17 protein-coding genes are annotated in these 16,446 nt (G+C 66.2%); 6 read left to right on the top strand and 11 right to left on the bottom strand.

Features of this window, described 5'->3' with window-relative positions:
• Window positions 1–1,980: 1,980 nt before the first annotated feature.
• From C0012_RS12005 to C0012_RS11985, 5 genes are all read right to left on the bottom strand, one after another.
• A complete protein-coding gene (locus C0012_RS12005) occupies window positions 1,981–2,655 on the bottom strand; it encodes a DUF6226 family protein (RefSeq protein ID WP_110587950.1) in 675 nt (224 codons plus the stop codon).
• Between the two features lie 445 nt (window positions 2,656–3,100).
• Window positions 3,101–3,523, bottom strand: coding sequence for a transposase (locus tag C0012_RS15880; protein WP_408631139.1), 423 nt, complete (start codon window positions 3,521–3,523; stop codon window positions 3,101–3,103).
• Window positions 3,524–4,385: 862 nt separating this feature from the next.
• Window positions 4,386–4,880, bottom strand: a complete 495-nt coding sequence (locus C0012_RS11995; protein WP_110587952.1) for a pyridoxamine 5'-phosphate oxidase family protein — start codon at window positions 4,878–4,880, stop codon at window positions 4,386–4,388.
• Window positions 4,881–4,914: 34 nt separating this feature from the next.
• On the bottom strand, window positions 4,915–5,226 hold the full coding sequence (locus C0012_RS11990; RefSeq protein ID WP_110587953.1) for a putative quinol monooxygenase: 312 nt from the start codon (window positions 5,224–5,226) through the stop codon (window positions 4,915–4,917).
• 64 nt (window positions 5,227–5,290) lie between these two features.
• Complete coding sequence (locus C0012_RS11985) at window positions 5,291–6,802, bottom strand: AlkA N-terminal domain-containing protein (protein ID WP_110588153.1); 1,512 nt, start codon at window positions 6,800–6,802, stop codon at window positions 5,291–5,293.
• Window positions 6,803–6,925: 123 nt separating this feature from the next.
• Between C0012_RS11985 and C0012_RS11980 the strand changes: the two genes are divergently transcribed.
• Window positions 6,926–7,171: a hypothetical protein gene (locus C0012_RS11980; RefSeq protein WP_110587954.1), complete on the top strand. Its 246-nt coding sequence runs from the start codon at window positions 6,926–6,928 to the stop codon at window positions 7,169–7,171.
• A complete protein-coding gene (locus tag C0012_RS11975) occupies window positions 7,168–8,154 on the top strand; it encodes a Clp protease N-terminal domain-containing protein (protein ID WP_110587955.1) in 987 nt (328 codons plus the stop codon). The genes C0012_RS11980 and C0012_RS11975 overlap by 4 nt, the downstream gene beginning before the upstream one ends.
• A 51-nt stretch (window positions 8,155–8,205) precedes the next feature.
• On the opposite strand, the gene rsmG is transcribed toward C0012_RS11975, so the two are convergent.
• The 6 genes from rsmG to rpmH are packed head-to-tail and all read right to left on the bottom strand — an operon-like array spanning window position 8,206 to window position 11,247.
• Complete coding sequence (rsmG, locus tag C0012_RS11970; protein ID WP_110587956.1) at window positions 8,206–8,850, bottom strand: 16S rRNA (guanine(527)-N(7))-methyltransferase RsmG; 645 nt, start codon at window positions 8,848–8,850, stop codon at window positions 8,206–8,208.
• Entirely contained in the window at window positions 8,847–9,323 is a 477-nt protein-coding gene (locus tag C0012_RS11965) for a Jag family protein (RefSeq protein WP_110588154.1), read from the bottom strand. Before C0012_RS11965 ends, rsmG begins: the two co-directional genes overlap by 4 nt.
• A 2-nt stretch (window positions 9,324–9,325) precedes the next feature.
• Window positions 9,326–10,396: a membrane protein insertase YidC gene (gene yidC, locus C0012_RS11960; RefSeq protein WP_110587957.1), complete on the bottom strand. Its 1,071-nt coding sequence runs from the start codon at window positions 10,394–10,396 to the stop codon at window positions 9,326–9,328.
• A 6-nt stretch (window positions 10,397–10,402) separates the two neighbouring features.
• Window positions 10,403–10,753, bottom strand: coding sequence for a membrane protein insertion efficiency factor YidD (gene yidD / locus C0012_RS11955; RefSeq protein WP_232527911.1), 351 nt, complete (start codon window positions 10,751–10,753; stop codon window positions 10,403–10,405).
• Complete coding sequence (gene rnpA, locus C0012_RS11950; RefSeq protein WP_110587958.1) at window positions 10,750–11,088, bottom strand: ribonuclease P protein component; 339 nt, start codon at window positions 11,086–11,088, stop codon at window positions 10,750–10,752. The genes yidD and rnpA overlap by 4 nt, the downstream gene beginning before the upstream one ends.
• 21 nt (window positions 11,089–11,109) lie before the next feature.
• The gene (gene rpmH / locus C0012_RS11945) at window positions 11,110–11,247 is read right to left on the bottom strand and encodes a 50S ribosomal protein L34 (RefSeq protein ID WP_110587959.1); all 138 of its coding nucleotides are present in this window, start codon (window positions 11,245–11,247) and stop codon (window positions 11,110–11,112) included.
• Between the two features lie 276 nt (window positions 11,248–11,523).
• Here rpmH and dnaA point away from each other — a divergent pair, with 276 nt between their 5' ends.
• From dnaA to C0012_RS11925, 4 genes are all read left to right on the top strand, one after another.
• Entirely contained in the window at window positions 11,524–12,933 is a 1,410-nt protein-coding gene (gene dnaA, locus C0012_RS11940; protein WP_110587960.1) for a chromosomal replication initiator protein DnaA, read from the top strand.
• A gap of 596 nt (window positions 12,934–13,529) precedes the next feature.
• On the top strand, window positions 13,530–14,675 hold the full coding sequence (dnaN, locus tag C0012_RS11935; protein WP_110587961.1) for a DNA polymerase III subunit beta: 1,146 nt from the start codon (window positions 13,530–13,532) through the stop codon (window positions 14,673–14,675).
• 10 nt (window positions 14,676–14,685) lie between these two features.
• Window positions 14,686–15,867, top strand: coding sequence for a DNA replication/repair protein RecF (gene recF, locus C0012_RS11930; protein WP_110587962.1), 1,182 nt, complete (start codon window positions 14,686–14,688; stop codon window positions 15,865–15,867).
• A complete protein-coding gene (locus C0012_RS11925; RefSeq protein ID WP_232527910.1) occupies window positions 15,864–16,358 on the top strand; it encodes a DUF721 domain-containing protein in 495 nt (164 codons plus the stop codon). The genes recF and C0012_RS11925 overlap by 4 nt, the downstream gene beginning before the upstream one ends.
• Window positions 16,359–16,446 lie beyond the last annotated feature (88 nt).

Here is a 16,446-nt window from a genome sequence, read left to right as displayed (position 1 = left end):
CACACCGCTAGGGGACTCGACCATCCCGGGTCTTACGACACCACCCCGTCGACAGGCAGCGCCTCCCACCACACCCTTCCGCACTCGTCCAGCAGTGCAGCCCCCGCACGGCCCGCTGTGTGGCTTCACCATGCCCGCGCACACCGGTTGTACGCGCCTAAGGAGGCTGCCCCTCGCCGTCCCCTCTCCAGCACTGCGGGTGCTCCCTTCGCGCCATACGGGGTTTCACGTGAAACACCACCCCAGCCTCTCCAGGCGACTCCGTCTCCGCTGATCCGCACCGCGGAAGGGGAGCCGATCGCCTCGCGGGCCCCATGACCGCACACTCGCCGACAGGGGAGCGCCTCCCATTACACCCTTATGGACTCGTCCAGCAGTGAAGCCCGGGACGCCCCGCTGGACAACCGCGCCATACGCGCGCACGCTGGTTGCACGCGCCCAAGGAGGCTCGAATCCGCCGGCCATCCCGATCCCGCACTGTCGGTTTCCTACGCACCATAGGTTTCACGTGGAACATCACTCCTGCCCGCCCGGGCGAGTCCGCCTCCGCCGCTCCACACCAGTAGGGGAACCGATCACCTCAGGCCTCATGATGCCCCCTCGCCGACCGGGGAGCGCTTGCCACCACACACCCATACGGACTCATCCAGAGCGCAGCCCGCGCACGCCGGTTGGACCCACCCATGGAGACTCCTCCCTGCCGGCCACCCCGCTCCCGCACTGCGGCTCTCTTCGCACCAGAAACTTCACGTGAAACACCGCTCCAGCCTCTCCAGGCGATTCCGTCTTCACCGCTCCACACCAGTAGCCCCATGGCAGCCCCTCGCTGACAGGGGAGCGCCGCCCCACCACACCCTTCTGGACACTCGTCCCTCAGCGCAGAGCCCGCGCCACCATTCAGCGTGACCGCACCATACCCGCGCACGCCGGTTGCACGCCCCCAGGGAGGCCTCTCCCCGCCGGCCACCCCGCTCCCGCACTGCGGGCTCTCTTCGCACCAGAGATTTCACGTGAAACATCGCTCGACGCTCTCCCGGCGTCGCCGTCTCCGGCGATCCACACCAGTAGGGGAACCGATCACCTCGCGCGCCATGACCACCCCCGTTCGCCGACAGGCAGCGACTCCCACCACACCGTTCCGAACTCGTCCAGCAGCGCAGCCCGCGAGCCCTCGCACAACCCCGCGTCGGCCCGCTAGGCGACCACACCATACGCGCGCACGCCGGTTGTACGTGTCCAGGAAGGCGCTCCTCGCCGCAGGCCGCCCAGGTCTCGCATTGCGGGCCCGCTTCTCGTACAACAGCGTTTCACGTGAAACATCCCCCCTCCCGGCCCGTGCAGGCGGCTCCGGTCCCGCCGATTCACATCGGTGGCACGCTGTCCGCGCCGAGAGGCAGAATGGGTCGCCGTGACCCTGTACCGCGCCAAACGGACTTGCTGCACCCGATCGGTGCACGCACATCTCGTCCGGTCGCGAATCCGTCCAGCCGCGCGGCGCACGAGATTGAACACCGGCGCGCCCCAGACAGGAGCCCGGCCCTGATTGGACGGGCGCTCACGAGAGTACGTCGCCCGCAACCTTGTGTCCGCAACGGAGGCGACCCTGCGCACCACGAGGTTTCACGTGAAACAACTTCTCCGTCCCATCCACGCGACCACCGTCCCGCCAATCCCCACCGGGAACGAATCAGGTGCGTACGTCACACCGCGAGGCATCGCACGAGTGATCCAGTGCCCCACGGGGCACACACTCCAGGTCGCGCAGAGCCATCCGGACACTCAGCCCACGACCTCGCACAGCCGCGGCACCCCCGCTCGGGGTCAGACACATGCCCGATGCTTGTGCACCTGAACGGGACGCTCCGCCGGCCGCCTCGTTCTCGCGACGGGGCTGACTTCCGCACAACACGGATTCGCGTGAGTCATTGCTCCACTTGGTCCGGGAGAGAGCTGCCCCCATGAATCTTCGTCGGTGACGAGTCAATCGCACCTAGAACGAGTTGATGAGCAGGCTGTGGTCGAGCGCGGCCAGGAAGCCCATCCATCGGGAAGGGAGCCGAGGATGGGTTTGGCGTCTTTGAAGCGCTGGGCAGGAAGACCTTGGGAGCCAGACTTTCCGGAACTCGCACCGTCGGGATAGGTGAAGGCGTAATCGACCCAGGGGTGAAGCCCGCGTTCAATCGTCTCTCGGTAGTTGCCGCTGACCGTCGCGAATACCTGCTGCTCGAGTTCATCGGCTTCGGCCGGCCAGTTCGAATCGCATGCGTCGCAACCGCAGACTGGGTAATGGAAGTCGTGCAGCAGGCCCGCGTGCATGTAGACCCCCGGATAGGCGGTGAAGACGAATGTCAGGGACGCACACTTCGGATCATTGGGCCGTATCCGCACGGCGCGCACCACATCATGAAATGCGGGACGCAGCAGATCGCCCGCTGTCTCAACACCTTCGTCGACCTCGACGTCGTACGTCTCCCGGAGGTGCGAGATGAGAGCGTCGGCGACGACATGGAGGGGTGCGAACCGCTCGGGATGTGTATCGACCGAGTAGGTGTCCTCAGGAGGCGACCCGTGCCACCGATCCCCGTAATTGATCACGGCACCGTCAGCATCGCGGAACACCGGTTCGTCGATCAAAGGGCGGACGTAGGCGCTCATCCCGTCATCCTGCCTCACATTTGCCGTCCCGTCCGGCCTATGCTCAGACCCGACGGGACAGATCCATCCTGCCCAGATCAACGTGGCGGCGAGGCTGATCACGGCCCTGAAGTCTCGGGTGGGGTCGTGTTTAAGCACAGCGCGATGCGCCGCCACTGCTTGAACCCGTTGACGCACCACTCAACGACGTCTCGACCCTTGAAGCGCTCCCGCTGCTGGCCACCGAAGTCAAACGACCGGCTGGCCAGGACTCCTGCGACGGTGGGCGATCTGGTCATCGCGCGCAGGGTTCGTCGCGGCAATCACGCGGCCGCAAGGCCCTACACGGTTCGCCTTCGACGGGTATCCCTTGTCGACGAGTACCCGGCCGAGACGGGTGCGGGGCCTGCCCTTCCCGGCGCAAGGCACGCGAACGTCGTCGCGCACCGCAGAGATCATCGTGGTGTCATTGGCAATCCCACCCGCGCGTATCATCCCCAGCGGCCTGTCGCGGCGGTCGCGGACCAAGTGCAGCTACGTCGTCAGCCCGCCACGGGAACGGCCGATGCCGTGACCAGGCGGCTCGCACCACGACCTCTTGTGACTCGGCAGAAGCCCCGGCGTTACGCTTCAGGATCGCACCGTGCTGAGGCACGCGCGCGATGGTCGAGTCGATTGAGACAACCCAGCCGATCTCCCCGCCAACGTCGGCTTGCTCCTGCACCGAGGCAAGCAGCTTCTCCCAGGTTCCGTCCTTGGCCCATCGAGTGAACCGGATGTAGATCACGTTCCACCTCCCGAACCGCTCGGTCACGTCCCGCCCTGGCGCCCCGGTGCAGTACTTCCACAACGATCGACACGGCCATCGTCCATTGTCGTTGGACGTCACTCTCTGCCCTTCCCGCCTTCCATCCGGCGAGCCTCTCGAGGGTGTGAGGCTTGACGTCGTCTCGAGGCGAAGAGTCGCACCATCACGTATGTTTCACGTGAAACGGCCTCCTCACCGACATGCGACCCCGCCCCAGACAGCGTCGTCAGCGGACCACGCAACATTGATCAGCGTGCCGAATCCGTTCATCACACGGTCCATCGATCCACGTCCGCACGTCACAGAGGCACCGGTTGGATGCGGGCACGCCGTCACAGGCGCGCGAATACCTGAGCACTCGGCGTCCATGCGCGCACCTCTGCGTGCAGTTCCGCGCACCCGTCAGATCGCCGTCGCCACAAAGACGCGCTCGTCCCCGTAGCGCGGCGCACCTCCTCTGCTTCACGTGAATCATCGCCGTGATCCTCGGAGGGATACGTCGTTCCCAGTCCAATGACTGCCGCCTCTGTCTCCGCCGGGACCAGACGCCCACGACCAGGCGACCAACGCATAGGGTTCTCTCGCATTACCTCCGCCACGAGACCTCGCAAGGGAGGTGTCGACACCTGCTCCCGCGCGGGCGGGGGGAGAGGGGTCCACGACCTCGTTCCGCAATCCGTGCGTCATCGGTATGAGCCCAACACGTGTTCAGGACTACGACGAGCGAGGCTCATGAACGAAGTAGAACATTCAACCCCGCGTGCGATGCGGGGCCCGTCCCATCTCGGCCAAAGACGACTGCCCATCGCCGCCATGGACCCGACCGACGGGACGAACGCAGAATGCGACCTCGCCCCGATCCCGACTCAGCTTGCCATCCGCCGGGACATGTTTCACGTGAAACATCATCGAGAGGGCCAGAACGGCGTCTGCAACGGCACTCTCACGCTTCGCCGACATAGGCCACGCACCACGAGGGGTGCAGGCGATACAGCCTCACGTCGTCACCCCAGGTGCGGGGATCACTGTCGTAGTACGCGTTCCAGTGTTCGAGCACGCCTTCCCAGGAATCGTCCGACTTGTCCAGGCGCTCGACCGTTCCGTGAGTGAAGAACCCCAGTCGCTCACCATCGATGTACGCCGCACTCGCGGAGGGGCGAGCGGACAGATGGCGCGCCTTCGCGGAGTGCCCATCGGTACCGAATGTCCAAGCACCATGCAGGAAATGGCCGTCGACGGCACTCACCCGCGGCTCTCCGCGCGCCGTCACGGTCGCGAGGCTGAGCACGCGCATGCCCTCGAGGTGGGGGAGAAGCTCGCGTGCCGAAGTGAGGTGGTGGCTACCTGAGATGATGGAGCGCAGATGACCCGTCGCACGCGAATGCGACGCCTCCATGAGCGACTGGAGTCGGTCAACTTCAGCAGATGTCTCGTACACTCAGATCTCCTCGCTCCACGACCGCATACACGCATCACTCCTCGCGGAGCGGCGATCCCACGACATCGAAGCGGAACCCGCCCATCTGGCCGCTGAGAAGCGGAGCAGCCTCTGCGATCGCCGCACGCACGCTTGGGAGATCGAGCGAAGCTGCGTGTGCCTCCGCCGATGTCCACAGCTCGGCGACGAAGACCGTCTCCGGGTCGGCATGCTCATCGTTCACGCCCACTTCGTAGAGAAGGCATCCAGCGTCCGCAAGGTCCGCGGAACGCCGCGTGAGGATCCGCACCACATCGTCTCGGTGCCCGGGAAGCACTCCGAGCGTCCCCACGTTCGCAAAGGTCATGTCTTGATCATGACAGCCAAAAGTCATCCAGGACAGAGCTGGCAGGAAGTCGCGGAGGCCGGCCTCAGCCGCCGATCGAGGACACGCCCGTCCCGTCGCGCAGTTCTCCATTCGGCCGCTTCCCCGACGTGGTACGAGAAGCTGGCGCGCGCCTCCAAAGATGGGCGGATAGGTACGAGCGCCAAGGCGCGGCACGCGACGCCCACGCTGCAAGCGGCTTCGGATCCGTGGGCAGTCCGCACGCGCCCGCGCCCGCGCGCAGCGCCAGATCCCCGGTCAGCATCACGTCGGGATCCGACAGCACCCGCATGCGCACATAGTCTGCCGTCCAGGGCCCGATCCCGCGGATCGACAGCAGCTCGGCGCGCTGCGTCGGCCCGTCGTCCGACGAAGTCAGCGGAAGTGCGTCGGATGCAACGGCCTCGGCGGCCTCAACGATCGCGCGAACACGCGACGCAGGCCCACGCACCACTTCCGAACCGTGCAGCGCGATCGCCTCGGGTGTCGGGAAGAGAGTCCTCTCGCGCCCCGCCACGTCGACGCGCTCCCCGAGCTCCTCCGCAATTCGCCCCAGGTGGGTCGTTGCCGCCGACACCGATATCTGCTGCCCAACCATCGCGCGCACGAGCATCTCGAACGGATCCGCGGCGCCGGGAACGCGGATTCCCGGGATCCGTGCGACAAGAGGAGCGAGCTCGGGATGCGCCGAGAGCGCCGAATCGATCGCGACCGGGTCCGCGTCAAGATCGAAGAGTCGGCGAACACGCGCGACAAGCGTGCCGAGGTCCGCCAGCTGCGCGAGCTGCGCGTCCAATTTCAGATTCGGGCCGTCCGCGCGGATCCGGAACCACGCGACGCCGCGCGGAAGGCGGATGGTGCGTGCGAACGAGTCGTTCGCCGCTTCCTCCACACCCGCGACGGCGCGCGGACGCATCCACGCGAAAAGGCCCTCCGCATCGAGCGGACTCCGATAGGGGAGGGCGAGAGAGATTCCGGCTGGCACCGCGCCCGACAGCGGGGACCGCCGCCGCGCCCGCAGCGCCGTCGGAGTGACACCGAAGACTTCGCGCACGGTGTCGTTGAACTGTCGCACGCTCGCGAAACCCGCCGAGAAGGCCACATCCGCCACGGCCAGATCTGTCTCGACAAGGAGCGTGCGCGCCGTCTGCGCACGGTGCGCACGGGCGAGCGCCAGCGGACCGGCACCGAGTTCCGCGGACAGCATTCGCGTGAGGTGGCGGGGCGAGTATCCGAGCCGAGCCGCGAGCCCCGTCGTGCCCTCACGCTCGACAAGCCCGTCGGCGATCATCCGCATCGCCCGGGCGGCGACGTCACCGCGCAGATTCCATTCCGGGGATCCGGGTGCCGCCTCCGGAAGGCACCGCTTACACGCGCGAAAGCCCGCTTCGTGCGCGGCCGCGCTCGTGAGGAAGAAGGCCACGTTCTGCGCCCGAGGCGTACGCGCGGGGCAACTGGGCCGGCAGTAGATGCCGGTCGACCGGACTGCCGTCACGAACTGCCCATCGAATCGCACATCCCGCGCGCAGATCGCACGGTACCGCTCATCGAAGGTCATGTTCACCGTCACAGGTCCAGCTTCGCACGACCGGGATCGATCAACTAGCGGAAATCGGCCACAGCCATCGCCGCGTTCGCAACCGATGTTGACACGAATCCGAACGCAACGTACATTGACGCTATGGAAGCAACACAGGTTGCGAAACGAGCCGCCGACACCACGGATCCGCGCGCCGGGCTCCGGGCGATCGCATCGCTGCGCACGCTCACCGACGTCCTCGAGCTGCGTCAGGTCGAAGCCGCGCTCCGGGCCGGTATGACCTGGCAGGACGCCGCGGATGCGCTCGGCGTCACCCGGCAGGCCGTGCACAAGAAGTACGCGAAGAGGATCGATCCGACGATCGACATCGCGAGGAGAAGTCGATGAGCCGAATCACACGCATCTACGCGACGACGCAGACGCTGTCGATCGCGGCAATGGAAGAGGCGTCGCGGTTCGGGGTTCACGACGCTGACATCGAGCACCTCTTCCTCGCCCTGCTTCTCAGCGAACAAACCGCCGGTCAGGTGCTACGCCGCACGGGGATCACCCTCGAGGCCGCGAGGACGGCGGTCGCAGACCAGCACGGCGCGCAGATCGCTTCCCTCGGCATCGAGGCGGAACTGCCCTCCGAGAACCGCATCACCTTCCACGAAGACGGCCAGTACGAGTGGACCGACCGTGCGATCGAGGTCTTCACGCGGGCCGGGCGACGAAAAGATGCGCGCGGCGCATCGGCCGTGCTGCGAGAACTGCTCGACGAGCCGAGCGGGATCATCGCGGAGATCCTCACGCGCCTGGGCACGAGTCCCGAGAGAATCGCCGCGCAACTGGAGGAGGCCGACCAGATCCCGGATCACCTCGATGTGCCCCGTCGGGGTCGCATCGAACGGACGGAAATCGCCTTCGTTCCCGCGATGCCCGAGGCCGTCTGGGTCCTCCTAACCACACCCGAGCGTCTCCCCGAATGGGATGCGATCATCGGCCGCGTCGATCCGGACGGAGACGTCTGGCAGGCGTGGACACGCACCGTACGACCCGACGGCACAACCATCGCGGTGAAGCCGCAGCACATGCGGCAGCACGCACACCTCACCGCGAACTCGACCGAGCAGCGCGTCACATGGCGCTTCCACTATCCCGACGATCCGCATTCCAACACCCGCAGGATCTCGATCTCGCTCGAGCCGGCGGCCTCCGGAACGCAGCTGTCTGTCACTGTCAGCTGGGAACGCACCGCGCGGCCCACCGGCCTGCGGCGCCTGATCACGCCGGTCATGCGATGGATCCTCGCGCCGGTCGTGCGCTGGGCCCTCTGGATGCAGCACCAGAGCACATCGGCGGGCATCAGCCGAGCCCTGCGCGAGTGAGCGGATCGGCCCTCAATAGATCGCTGAGGAGCCGCCCGACCGACCGCTTCGTCAGCCCCGGACGACGGCGCGGAACACGCGCGTGGGCTCGGCAATCTCGCCCTCGCCGAGGACTTCGACCCGCACATCGCTCAGCTTGTGCTTGCGGATCACCTTCGCGGCCTTCTCGATCTCTCCCTCGACGCTCTGCCCCTTGAGGAGGATCAGCTCGCCGCCGTCTCGCACAAGCGGCGCCGTCCACGGAATGAGTGTCCGCAGCGCCGAAACCGCGCGAGCGGTGACCGCGTCGAGGATCTCCTCGTAGCGCCCGGCCTCCTCAGCACGCGCTCGTTCGATCGTCACGTTCTCTAGGCCCAGGCCCTCGACCTGTTCGGCGAGCCAGGCCACGCGGCGCTCCATCGGCTCGATGAGAACCCACTCCACATCGGGACGCGCGATCGCGAGAACGATGCCGGGGAGTCCAGCCCCGGATCCGACGTCTCCCACGCGGCCGCCCGTCGGGAACAGCGGGGCCGCCACGGCAGAGTTGAGGATGTGCCGGTTCCACAGCCGCGGAACCTCCTGCGGACCGATCAGGCCGCGTTCCTCGCCGTGCTCGGCCAGCGCGTGGGCGAATCGGCGCGCAAGGTCGATGCGGTCGCCGAACAGCGCGGTCGCCTCCGCGGGCTCCGGCTCGAGCTCGTCGAGGGCGCTCACGCCTTGCGCACCACCGTGTGACGTGCGTCCCGCTCGCCGTACGACTCAGAGGTGTAGCCGCGTTCAGCGACGATGTCGTGCACGATCTTGCGTTCGTACGAGCTCATCGCCGGCAGCGATGCCTGCGACGCGCCCTCCTCGAGGCGCGCGATCGCATGGTCCACAAGACCCGTCAGCTGTGCGCGTCGCGCGTCGCGGGATCCGCCGACATCGAGAATCAGTCGTGAGAACTCGCCCGTCTCGCGCTGCACCGCCAGACGCGTGACCTCCTGCAGCGCCTGTACGGTGTCCGGATCCGCGAGAGCCTTGAGGGAATCGTCGTCGCTTTCGACGGACACATACGCCCGCCCCTGACGCACGTCGAGCTCAAGGTCGCCGTCGATGTCGGCGATGTCGAGGAAGCCTTCGAGGAAGTCGGCCGCGATATCGCCTTCGCGTTCGAGCTGCTCGTCCGTCGGAGTGTCTTCGTTCATCGTCACGGTGCCTTCCCGGTGCCCTTGTCCGCCTGCGGCGTTCCGCCCTGGCCTCGCTGCTGGTCCTTCTTCGCGCGCTTCTTGCCCTTCGGCTGCACGCGCTTCGCCTTCTCCTGACGCGCGATCTCAGCCTGTCGCGCGAGCTCCTCTTGTTCACGCTCGTACTCGGCCATCGAGACGACCTTGCCGTGGGAGTTGACGGCCTTGCCCTTCTTCGCCAGGCGCTCCTCGCGGGCCTGCGCGGCCTCGGACCCCGGCGTCGGGTTCTCGTGGATGATGTAGAACTGCTGGCCCATCGTCCAGAGGTTGTTGAAGAACCAGTAGGTCACAACGCCGAGCGGGAAGAAGACGCCCGAGAAGATCATCGCGAACGGGATGACCCACAGCATGATGCGCTGCATCTGGTAGGCCTGGCCGGTCTTCGCCTCGGGGGAGAGGTTCTTCGAGACGATCTGCAGCTGCGTGATGAACTGCGTCGCGATCATCAGCGTGACGAGGATGATCATCAGCACGATCGCCGCAGTGGACGTCGCCATCGGGAAGTTGAAGTGATCGACGAGCGTCATGCTCAACGGCGCGATGTCGAACAGCGACGCATCGTTGAACTGATGCACGCGCTCGACCGTGAACAGCCAGGTGTTCAGACCCGGGTCGTCGTTCTCCGCCCAGATGTTGATGTCGCGCAGCGTCCAGAAGAGCGAGAAGAAGATCGGCATCTGCACGAGCAGCGGCAGACAGCCCGAGACGGGCGTCGTGCCGTGCTTCTTGTACAGGGCCATCGTCTCGCGGCTCATCGCCTCGCGCGAGAGCTGATCCTTCTTGCCCTTGTACTTCGTCTGGATCTTCTTGATCTCAGGAGCCAGCTCCATCATCTTGCGCTGGCTCTTGATCTGCTTCACGAACAGCGGGAAGATCGCCAGTCGCACGATGACGACGACGCCCACGATCGACAGGACCCACGCGAGGCCTCCGGCGCCCGGCAGCCCCAGAGAGGTCCATACCCAGTGCCAGCCGACGAGGATAGCCTCGATCACCCATCGGATGGGGAAGAGGATCGTTCCGAAGAAGTCCACGGAGGGTCAGTCCTTTCGACGCGGCACGACGAAGCCGCGGGGGGTCAGGTCGTATCGGAAATTCTCGTGGGGTCGCACATCGTCCTCGCCGCCAGCCGCCCAGGGGTGACACCGCGCGATGCGCACGAGAGCCATCCACGATCCTCTCACGAGGCCGTGCTGCTGAACCGCCGTCACGGCGTATGCCGAGCATGACGGGTAGTAGCGGCACACATCGCCGTACAGCTTCGAGATCGTCGCGCGATATCCGAGCAGAAGGAGGATCCCTGCGTCGCGTGGCAGCAGCGGGATCGCACGCATCGCGTCAGATACGCGAAACCGCGCCGACCCTGTGGCCGACGCGGGAAGGACGCTCACAGCGCCGCCTTGCGCTCGAGTCCGCGGATGACGTCACGTCGCAGTTCGGCGAAAGGAGTCGCCGCCGAGACGGGCAGCGCCCGGATCACGACATCCGCTCCGGGACGCACGCGTGGGCTCGCCTCATGACAGATCGCCTTGAGCCGCCGGCGAACCGTGTTGCGGGTGACCGCATTGCCCACGGCCTTGCTCACGATGAAACCGAACCGCGGAAGCCTCTGCTCGCCCGTATCGATGACGTGCACGATGTGCACCGCCCCCGCGCGCCGCGCGCCCCGCCGGACGACTGTTCGGTAGTCGATCCCGCGAGTGATGCGCTGCGGACGGGAGAGCACGTGCGGCGTGCCGCTGAGGCGTTATGCCGAGAGCTCGCCGCGGCCCTTGGCGCGGCGTGCGTTCAGGATCGCGCGGCCGGCGCGGGTCCGCATACGGGCGCGGAAACCGTGCTTCTTGGCGCGACGACGGTTGTTGGGCTGGAAAGTGCGCTTGCTCATAGCCTTCTCACTCCGGGAGGAAATGTCACCGGGACTGGTTCGACCGGAGACGTCTTGCGGGATGCCCACAACGGGCACAAGTCAACCGCAACAGACTACGCCGACACGCCGTGACCACGCAAACTGTGTGCCGAAGCTGTCAGTATCCCCACAGCCCCCGCGGGACCTCGCGATAGACACGCGGTCGCCGTTGTGCAGATGTTTGCGGGAGAGCGCCGACATGACTAGCGTATTCGAAGTTATCCACAGGCTGTGAACAACAAGGGGAGTGAGCGGATGGCAGACGTCCCGGACGTACCGATCTGGCGCCTCGTGCTCGCTGAGCTCGAAGAGGACGATCGGATCACGCCGCAGCTCGAGGGCTTCCTCAATCTGGCGGTCGCGCAGGGGGTGATGGGCGGCGCCCTGTACCTCGACGTCCCCAACGACCTCACCGCCGGCCAGATCAACAAGCGCATGCGCGATCCTCTGATGGACGCGCTCGCGCGGATCGGCGACGACGTGACCTCGTTCCGGGTCGTCGTGAATCCCGAGCTCGCGGATCAGCCGTACGTCCCTGAGCCGAATCCGATTGGCGAGGAAGCTCAGTCACGCGATCAGAAGCACGCTGAGCGATCAGGTCCGCGCCCGATCGAACAGGCGCATGCTCAGCCGCGCAGCGAGACGCGGCTCAACCCGAAGTACACCTTCGACAACTTCGTCATCGGCCAATCCAACCGCTTCGCGCACGCCGCGGCTGTCGCGGTCGCGGAGGCACCGGCGAAGGCGTACAACCCGCTGTTCATCTACGGCGACTCGGGCCTCGGCAAGACCCACCTCCTCCACGCGATCGGCGATTACGCGCAGAATCTCTTCCCCGGCGTGCGCGTGCGCTACGTGTCGAGCGAGGAGTTCACGAACGACTTCATCAACTCGATCGCGAACAACCGCGGCGCCGCCTTCAACGCCCGCTATCGCGACCTCGACATCCTGTTGATCGACGACATCCAGTTCCTCCAGGGCAAGGCCGAGACCCAGGAGACGTTCTTCCACACCTTCAACACCCTCCACGACCACGACAAGCAGGTCGTGATCACGAGCGACGTCGCGCCCCGCCTGCTGACGGGCTTCGAGGACCGCATGCGCTCTCGATTCGAGTGGGGGCTCATCACGGATGTGCAGGCACCCGACCTCGAGACACGCATCGCGATCCTCCGCAAGAAGGCTTCGAGCGAGCGCATCTACATCCCCGAGGACGTGATCGAGTACATCGCATCGATGGTCTCGACGAATATCCGCGAGCTGGAAGGCGCCCTGATCCGCGTCTCGGCTTTCGCCAGCCTCAATCGCTCAGAGGTCAGCCGAGATCTCGCGGAGGGCGTGCTACGAGACATCGTCGACAAGCCGGACGACACGGTCGTCTCGCCCACCGACATCATCCAGGCGACCGCCGCGTACTTCAAGCTCACGGTCGATGACCTGTACGGCCCCGGGCGTGCGCAAGCGATCGCTCAGGCGCGCCAGATCGCCATGTATCTCTGTCGCGAGCGGACCAATCTGTCCCTCCCGAAGATCGGCCAGCTGTTCGGCGGTCGTGACCACACGACGGTCATGTATGCCACGAAGAAAATCACCGAGCTGATGAAAGAGAAACGGCAGCTGTACAACCAGGTGCAGGAGATCACGGCGCAGCTCGGTCGTCGCTGACGGGGTGCGTCCCCCGATCCATCCACGGACGGATCCCATGATTCGTCGCGATCCTGACGACTTATCCACAAGTTATCCACAGAACCCCCGGTCCTCTCACCGGGGGTTCTTCGCGTGATCACGCGGATCCCGGGCGCGTCCAAGGTGAACGCGAGGTGACGTCATCCACAGGAGGGTCTTGACAGGTCCCCCGATCAGACGTTAAGAGTTCTCCACCGTGTGGAGAAGCTGTGGATAACTGTGGAGACACGCCTCGCCGACTGTGTACGACACGCGCTCGATGTGTGAAAACCGCTGTGGGCGACCGATCGGCCCCCTCCCGCGCTTCCACGCCCCCTCCGCACGGCATCCACAACTCACACGGGTGTAGTTTCCTACTGCCGACTGCGCTCCACAGAGTTATCCACATTCTCCACAGCTGTTAACGCCGTTAAGAGAACACTCTGATGAAGGGCGGCCTCCGATGACCACAGCCGAGACCATGCGACGAGCGGTCGAGCGGAACCACTAGCATTGGTTCCCCGCGACATGTGCGCACCGACCGGTGCGGAGTCTTCGTGTCGCACTGGCTTTTTCCGCACATGAGGGAGAGTTACGTGAAGTTCCACGTGAACCGCGACGTCTTCAGCGAGGCGGTCTCGTTCGTCGTCAAGCTGCTGCCGCAGCGCAACCCGCAGCCGATCCTCGCTGGCGTGCTCATTGAGGCGACCGACGATGGTGCGCTCTCCCTGTCCGCGTTCGACTACGAGGCATCCGCCCGGACGACGATCGAGGCGACGATCGACGAGCCCGGCACGATCCTCGTCCACGGTCGACTTCTGAACGACATCGCAAACCGCCTGCCGAACGCTCCGATCGAGGTCTCGACCGAGGAAGACGGCAATGTCGCCGTCGTCTGCGGCCCCGCACGGTTCGCGCTCGCGTCGATGCCCGTCGAGGAATACCCCGCGATCCCCGAGGTCACGGGCGAGTCCGGGCTCGTCCCGGGCGAGGACTTCGCGACTGCGATCTCACAGGTGGCGTTCGCAGCGTCGCGCGACGACGTGACCCCGGTTCTCACGGGCGTGCAGCTCGCCGTCAGCGGCACGCAGCTGAGTCTCGTCGCGACCGACCGGTACCGGGTCGCGCTCCGCGACATCGACTGGGACGGCGGACAGGAAGAGTCGCAGGCTCTCGTACCCGCCCGCACTCTCACCGAGGTCGGCAAGACGTTCTCCCACGGAGGGAACATCTCGATCGCGTTCTCGGGGTCGGGAGACCGCGAGATCATCGCCTTCACGGCGGGCAACAAGACGGTGACCTCGTTGCTCATCAAGGGCAACTTCCCTCCCGTCAAGCGCCTGTTCCCCGAGCAGACCGGCCACTATGCCGTCGTCTCGACGAGCGACCTCAGCGAGGCGGTGCGCCGCGTCGCCCTCGTTCTCGATCGCTCGGCTCCTCTTCGGTTCACGTTCGGCCAGAACGAGGTCACGATGGACGCCGCGGGCGGAGACCAGGCGCGCGCGTCGGAGTCGGTCGATGCGACCCTGACGGGCGGCGACGAGGTCACGATCGGTCTGAACCCGCAGTACCTCCTCGACGCGCTCGGCGCTGTGAAGAGCGAGTTCGCGCGAATCACGTTCACGTCGAGCGACAACGCGAACAAGCTCAGCCCGATCCTCGTGACGGCGCAGACGTCGGTCGACGACGCCGCGAGCGACAACTTCAAGTACCTGTTGCAGCCGAACCTGCTTCTGCGCTGACGCGTTCGCCGTGATCGTCGAGCACCTGAGCCTCGTCGACTTCCGCAACTACGCGCAGGCGGAGCTCGAGCTGCAACCCGGCACGAACCTCCTTGTCGGCCGCAACGGCCAGGGCAAGACGAATCTCGCGGAGGCTGTCGCCTACCTCGCGACACTCGGCTCACATCGGGTCTCCGCCGATGCGCCCCTGGTGCGCGAAGGGAAGGACGCAGCATTCGTCCGGGCCCGCCTCGCACACGGCACGCGGAACGTGACGCTCGAGCTGCAGATCAACAAGCAGGGGGCCAACAAAGCACGGGTCTCCGGCAATCCGGTCCGCACGAACGAGCTGCCCCGGTACGCGCAGGCGGTGCTGTTCGCTCCCGAGGATCTGACGATCGTCCGAGGCGATCCGTCGGCACGTCGGCGCTTTGCAGATCAGCTGCTCGTGCAGCGCACGCCCCGGATGGCGAGCATCCTCGGCGACTACGACCGCACGCTGAAGCAACGCACGACCCTGTTGAAGTCGGCTCGGGCGCGGGGCATGAAGGTCGAGCAGCTGACGACCCTCGACGTATGGGACGACAAGCTCGTCGCGCTCGGCTCCCAGATCATCGACGCCCGTCGGCGCCTCGCGGCCGATCTCACGGATCCGCTGGCGCGCGCCTACGCGGCGATCGCCGGCGAGGACCATACTCCGGAGATCGCGTGGGCGCTCTCGATCGGCGGAGCCGATCCGGAGGAGGGCGACGGAGTCGAGGAGATATCGGAGGTCGGCGCGACCGAGGACCAGTTCCGGCAGGCACTCGCAGCGCGGCGCGCGCAGGAGCTCGAGCGCGGGCTCACTCTCGTCGGTCCCCATCGCGACGATCTCGTGCTGCGCCTGCGAGGCCTCCCCGTCAAGGGATATGCCTCGCACGGTGAGAGCTGGTCGATGGCGCTCGCATTGCGACTGTCGTCGGCTGAGCTGCTGCGCGCCGAATCGCCGGGCGGCGATCCGATCCTCATCCTCGACGACGTCTTCGCCGAGCTCGACGCCGCACGACGCGGTCGCCTCGCGGGCGTCGTCGCGGGATACGAGCAGGTGATCGTCACGGCCGCGGTCGCACGAGACATCCCGGATCCTCTGCGCGAGAACGCCGTGCGCATCGAGGCCGGTCAGATCCTCGGCTCGCTCGACGACCACCCCCTCGACGAGGGTGAGGCATCGTGAGCGGAGAGCGTCCTCCGGGAGTCCCCGAGACGATCGCCACGTATCTCCGGCTGCGCGGCCTGCCGATGAGCAGGGCCGCGCAGCGGAAGCGACGGCGACGCGGAGACCCCGATGGCAGCCAGCCGTTCACGAAGGGCCGGGATCCGGGAACTCTGGGCGACGCGATCTCGGCGCTCACCACGTCGAGCGGGTGGGGGCCGCAGCTGGAACGCGAGGAGCTGGCGCTCAACTGGGAGGAGATCGCCGGTCCGGACAACGCGACGCACTCGCACATCGAGACCTTCGCGCAGGGCCTCGTCGTGGTCCGATGTGACTCGACGGCGCGCAGCAAGCAGATGCATCTCATGCGGGCGAGCTTCCTCACCCGGATCCTCGAGCTGTATCCGGATGCGGGCGTGAAGGAGATCCGATTCTTCGGCCCCGACGTCCCCACGTGGAAACACGGCTTCAGACGCGTTCAGGGGCGTGGCCCGCGCGATACCTACGGTTAGGACGGGTCGCACCCTGTCCGAGGGTGTTTTCTCGCGTCAGAGGGCCAATTCTGGCGTTTCGAGCCGCGGGAGCGGGTAAACTGATGAT

Origin of the sequence: Microbacterium suaedae (assembly GCF_003254645.1) — a bacterium.
Lineage (GTDB): Bacteria > Actinomycetota > Actinomycetes > Actinomycetales > Microbacteriaceae > Microbacterium > Microbacterium suaedae.
The sequence above is the reverse complement of the archived record's forward strand: the minus strand, read 5'-3'. Positions and strand labels throughout refer to the sequence as shown.

Bases quoted from the DNA above. Each gene is read 5' to 3' on its own strand.
- C0012_RS12005 (WP_110587950.1), bottom strand. From the start codon at position 2,655: ATGAGCGCCTACGTCCGCCCTTTGATCGACGAACCGGTGTTCCGCGAT.
- C0012_RS11990 (WP_110587953.1), bottom strand. From the start codon at position 5,226: ATGACCTTTGCGAACGTGGGGACGCTCGGAGTGCTTCCCGGGCACCGA.
- C0012_RS11985 (WP_110588153.1), bottom strand. From the start codon at position 6,802: ATGACCTTCGATGAGCGGTACCGTGCGATCTGCGCGCGGGATGTGCGA.
- C0012_RS11980 (WP_110587954.1), top strand. From the start codon at position 6,926: ATGGAAGCAACACAGGTTGCGAAACGAGCCGCCGACACCACGGATCCG.
- C0012_RS11975 (WP_110587955.1), top strand. From the start codon at position 7,168: ATGAGCCGAATCACACGCATCTACGCGACGACGCAGACGCTGTCGATC.
- C0012_RS11965 (WP_110588154.1), bottom strand. From the start codon at position 9,323: ATGAACGAAGACACTCCGACGGACGAGCAGCTCGAACGCGAAGGCGAT.
- rpmH (WP_110587959.1), bottom strand. From the start codon at position 11,247: ATGAGCAAGCGCACTTTCCAGCCCAACAACCGTCGTCGCGCCAAGAAG.
- dnaA (WP_110587960.1), top strand. From the start codon at position 11,524: ATGGCAGACGTCCCGGACGTACCGATCTGGCGCCTCGTGCTCGCTGAG.